The organism is Paraburkholderia terricola (assembly GCF_900142195.1).
GTDB classification, from domain to species: Bacteria; Pseudomonadota; Gammaproteobacteria; order Burkholderiales; family Burkholderiaceae; genus Paraburkholderia; species Paraburkholderia terricola.
Genome location: NZ_FRAB01000094.1, coordinates 1 through 5031, shown reverse-complemented (window position 1 = coordinate 5031; position 5031 = coordinate 1). Strand labels below are relative to the sequence as shown.

Sequence of the window (5031 nt, the reverse complement as noted above, 5' to 3'; positions counted from 1 at the left end):
GACAACCTGTGCACACTGCTCAGCGATCTCGATGCGCCGCACGACGACAGACATGCCAGCCGTCCTAACCGGGTGTATGCACTGGGCGCACTCAAGCCCATCCTCGGCGCGTGTCTTCTGCGCATCCAGCGCTGTCTGGACGGCCTCGCCGGTGTGCTGGAAATGATCCACCAGACCCGATGCCGGATACAGCCCTCACGCTCCTATCCAAGACCACCCAGAAAAGCCAAGCCCCACTTCCATCTCGCGTACAAACTCGCTTGATGCAGCGGGGCTTAAGTTGAGAGCATTGCCCCGCACAGGGGCAACGCTAATAGACCACTAACAAATCAAGCAAAGGCCAACAAAGCAAGCAAGGCCAACAAATCAAGCAAGGCCAACAAATCAACAACCACAACCATCAAACCCCGCCGAGCAGGCCAAAACCAAACCCCACCCGCAGCGCCGCTTATAATCGAACATTCTCCGCATCCACCAGCCGATCAACAAATGAGCGACACCCCGAGCGATACCACCTCCACGCTTGCCAAAAGCTTCGAGCCCCACACGATCGAAGCCCACTGGGGCCCCGAATGGGAAAAGCGCGCCTACGCCGCGCCCTCCTTCGACGCGAACAAAAAAGACTTTTCGATCCAGTTGCCGCCGCCGAACGTCACCGGCACGCTGCACATGGGCCATGCGTTCAACCAGACGATCATGGACGGCCTCACCCGCTACCACCGCATGCTCGGCGAGAACACGCTGTGGGTGCCCGGCACCGACCACGCGGGCATCGCCACGCAAATCGTCGTCGAACGGCAACTGGACGCTCAAGGCGTCTCGCGTCACGACCTCGGCCGCGAAAAATTCACCGAGCGCGTGTGGGCATGGAAGCAGGAATCCGGCTCGACCATCACGAATCAGGTGCGGCGTCTCGGCGCTTCCATCGACTGGTCGCGCGAATACTTCACGATGGACGACAAGATGTCGGCCGCCGTGCGCGACGTGTTCGTGCGCCTGTACGAACAAGGTTTGATCTATCGCGGCAAGCGCCTCGTGAACTGGGACCCGGTGCTGCTCACCGCCGTCTCCGACCTCGAAGTGGTCAGCGAGGAAGAGAACGGCCACCTGTGGCATATCCAGTATCCGCTCACCGACGGCTCGGGCCACCTGACGGTCGCCACCACGCGTCCGGAAACCATGCTCGGCGACACTGCGGTGATGGTGCATCCCGAAGACGAACGCTACGCGCAGTTGATCGGCAAGACGGTCACGCTGCCGCTTTCGGGCCGCGAAGTGCCGATCATCGCCGACGATTACGTGGACCGCGAATTCGGCACCGGCGTCGTAAAAGTCACGCCGGCGCACGATTTCAACGACTACCAGGTCGGCCTGCGCCACAAGCTGCCGCAAATCGAAATCCTCACGCTCGACGCGAAGATCAACGAGAACGCGCCGGAAAGATATCGCGGCATGGACCGCTTCGAGGCCCGCAAGCTCGTGGTGGCCGATCTCGAAGCGCTCGGCGCGCTCGAATCGGTCAAGCCGCACAAGCTGATGGTGCCGCGCGGCGACCGCACGGGGGTCGTGATCGAGCCGATGCTCACGGACCAATGGTTCGTCGCGATGAGCAAGCCGGCGCCGGAAGGCACCTTCAATCCCGGCAAGTCGATCGCGGAAACGGCGCTGGACGTGGTTCGCAGCGGCGAAATCAAATTCGTGCCGGAAAACTGGACCAGCACTTACTACCAGTGGCTGGAAAACATCCAGGACTGGTGCATCTCGCGTCAGCTCTGGTGGGGTCATCAGATTCCGGCGTGGTACGGTGAAAACGGCGAAATCTTCGTCGCGAAGACCGAGGAAGGCGCCCGCGAAAAGGCGGCGGAAGCCGGCTACACCGGTCCGTTGCGGCGCGATGAAGACGTGCTCGACACGTGGTTCTCGTCGGCGCTGGTGCCGTTCTCGTCGCTCGGCTGGCCCGCGGAGACGAAGGAGTTGAAGCACTTCATGCCTTCGTCGGTGCTCGTTACCGGTTTCGACATCATCTTCTTCTGGGTCGCGCGCATGGTCATGATGACCACGCATTTCACCGGGCGCGTGCCGTTCGAGACGGTCTACGTGCACGGTCTCGTGCGCGACGCCGAAGGCCAGAAAATGTCGAAGAGCAAGGGCAATACGCTCGACCCGATCGATATCGTCGACGGCATCGGCCTCGACGCGCTGGTCGCCAAACGCACCACCGGCCTGATGAATCCGAGGCAGGCCGCGTCGATCGAAAAGAAAACCCGCAAGGAATTCCCCGCGGGCATTCCGGCATTCGGCACCGACGCGCTGCGCTTCACGATGGCGTCGATGGCCACGCTCGGGCGCAACGTCAATTTCGACCTGGCACGCTGCGAGGGCTACCGCAACTTCTGCAACAAGCTGTGGAATGCCACCCGCTTCGTGCTGATGAACTGCGAAGGCCACGATTGCGGTTTCGGCAAGCCGGCGCAGTGCGGCGAATGCGGTCCGGAGGGCCACCTGAATTTCTCGGCGGCCGACCGCTGGATCGTCTCGCGCCTGCAACGCGTGGAAGCGGAAGTCGCGAAGGGTTTCGCCGACTATCGTTTCGACAATGTGGCCAACGCCCTATACAAGTTCGTATGGGATGAATACTGTGACTGGTACCTCGAACTCGCCAAGGTTCAGATCCAGACGGGTCAGCCGAACCAGCAGCGCGCCACGCGCCGCACGCTGCTGCGCGTGCTCGAGACGGTGTTGCGCCTCGCGCATCCGGTGATTCCGTTCATCACCGAGGCGTTGTGGCAGAAAGTCGCGCCGTTGGCCGGCCGTTACCCCGAAGGCAAAGCCGAGGGTGAAGCGTCGATCATGGTGCAGCCTTACCCCGTTGCGGAGCCATCGAAGATCGACGAAGACGCCGAGCAATGGGCGGCCGACCTGAAGGCCGTGATCGATGCGTGCCGGAACCTGCGCGGCGAAATGAATCTGTCGCCGGCGGTCAAGGTGCCGTTGCTCGCGACCGGCAACGCGGAGCGTCTGCGCACGTTTGCGCCGTACGCCCAGGCGTTGGCTCGCTTATCGGAAGTGCAGATCATCGCCGACGAGGCAGCGCTCGATGCACAAGCGGATGGCGCGCCAATTGCTATCGTAGGCAGTGACAAGCTGGTGCTGAAGGTGGAGATCGACGTGGCCGTCGAGCGCGAGCGCTTGTCCAGGGAGATCGCGCGGTTGAGCACGGAAATCGTCAAGTGCAACGCCAAATTGCAGAACGAGAGCTTCGTGGCGAAGGCGCCGCCGGCAGTCGTCGAGCAGGAGCAAAAAAGGCTGGCGGAATTCGAAGCCACGGTCGGCAAGCTGAAAGCGCAGTTCGCGCGCTTGCCGGCCTGATCGAGGCTCGTGCCCGCCCCTCGTGCGGCGGGTACGGACTCATAGCAAACCAGAGGACTAGGGTAATCACATGCTAAAAGTTACAAAGGCGGTATTTCCGGTGGCAGGTCTCGGCACCCGGTTCCTCCCTGCCACGAAGGCGAGCCCGAAAGAGATGCTGCCGATCGTCGACAAGCCGCTGATCCAATACGCGGTGGAAGAGGCGATGGCGGCCGGCATCACCGAAATGATCTTCGTGACGGGCCGCAGCAAGCGCGCGATCGAGGACCATTTCGATAAGTCGTATGAAATCGAAGCCGAACTGCAGGCGCGCGGCAAGGACAAGCTGCTCGAACTGGTGCGCAGCATCAAGCCGAGCCACGTCGACTGTTTCTACGTGCGCCAGCCGGAAGCGTTGGGCCTCGGCCACGCGGTGCTGTGCGCGGAAAAACTGGTGGGCGACAACCCCTTCGCCGTGATTCTCGCGGACGATTTGCTGTACGGCACGCCGCCCGTGATGACGCAAATGATCGAGGTGTTCGACCACTATCACAGCTCGGTGATCGGCGTCGAAGAGATTCCCGCGCAGGAAACCAAGTCGTACGGCATTGTCGACGGCAAGGAGTGGGAAGACTCGATCATCAAGATGTCGGGCATCGTCGAAAAGCCGGAGCCGAACGTGGCGCCGTCGAATCTCGGCGTGGTGGGCCGCTACGTGCTCAAGCCGCGGATTTTCGATCACATCCGCGCGCTCAAGCCGGGCGCCGGCGGCGAATTGCAGCTGACGGACGCGATTCAGTCGCTGCTCGCCGATGAGCAGGTGCTGGCGTACAAGTATCACGGCACGCGTTTCGACTGCGGCAGCAAGCTGGGTTATCTGAAGGCGACAGTGGAGTTCGCGCTGCGTCACCCGGAAGTAGCCGCCGATTTCGAGGAATATCTGCGCACGCGTTCGCCGGTGCTCGAAGGCTGAACGCGCAGTTGCGTTCCTGGCGCCCGGTTATTTATTGGTCTTGCAGGGCATGAAAAAGGCGCTGTGACCCGCATTTGCGGGCACAGCGCCTTTTGTTTTGGGTGCGAGCGTTCGGGAGCGCGCGTGAATCAGCGGCGCTTCATCAGAAACGTGAAGACCTTGTCGTGCGCTGAGCTTTCGACGATTTCATTGCCGGTTTGCTTCGCGAACGCGGCGAAATCGCGCTGCGAGCCGGGATCGGTGGCCAGCACCTTGAGAATCTGGCCGCTTTCCATGTCGGCGAGCGCCTTCTTGGCGCGCAAGATGGGCAGCGGGCACATCAGCCCGCGCGCATCGACTTCCTTGTGGATCTGAATTTGCATCGACGATGACCTTCGGGATGGGGGCGCCGGTTGCGGCGCCGGGCAGAGGGTCAAATTCTACCGCAGGGAGTTGTTTGGTGTTTTGGCCTGCTCGGCGGGTTTGGTTTGGTTGGTCTTAGTGGTCTATTGGCGTTGCCCCTGTGCGGGGCAATGCTCTCAACTTAAGCCCCGCTGCATCAAGCGAGTTTGTACGCGAGATGGAAGTGGGGCTTGGCTTTTCTGGGTGGTCTTGGATAGGAGCGTGAGGGCTGTATCCGGCATCGGGTCTGGTGGATCATTTCCAGCACACCGGCGAGGCCGTCCAGACAGCGCTGGATGCGCAGAAGACACGCGCCGAGGATGGGCTTG

The 5031-nt window shown here is 61.7% G+C and carries 3 protein-coding genes and 1 pseudogene; 3 read left to right on the top strand and 1 reads right to left on the bottom strand.

The genetic code is table 11. The features are described from left to right. The 3 genes and pseudogenes from BUE39_RS35850 to galU form a co-directional block, all read left to right on the top strand. Positions 1-264 (top strand): annotated as a pseudogene (locus tag BUE39_RS35850) (IS4 family transposase); the annotation flags it as partial. A gap of 225 nt (positions 265-489) precedes the next feature. Then, on the top strand, positions 490-3369 hold the full coding sequence (locus BUE39_RS33495; protein ID WP_073432964.1) for a valine--tRNA ligase: 2880 nt from the start codon (positions 490-492) through the stop codon (positions 3367-3369). A 70-nt stretch (positions 3370-3439) separates the two neighbouring features. Beyond that, positions 3440-4321, top strand: coding sequence for a UTP--glucose-1-phosphate uridylyltransferase GalU (galU, locus tag BUE39_RS33490; protein ID WP_073432963.1), 882 nt, complete (start codon positions 3440-3442; stop codon positions 4319-4321). 128 nt (positions 4322-4449) lie between these two features. Here galU and BUE39_RS33485 read toward each other — a convergent pair whose 3' ends face one another. After that, entirely contained in the window at positions 4450-4677 is a 228-nt protein-coding gene (locus BUE39_RS33485) for a sulfurtransferase TusA family protein (RefSeq protein WP_027776570.1), read from the bottom strand. Between the last annotated feature and the right edge of the window lie 354 nt (positions 4678-5031).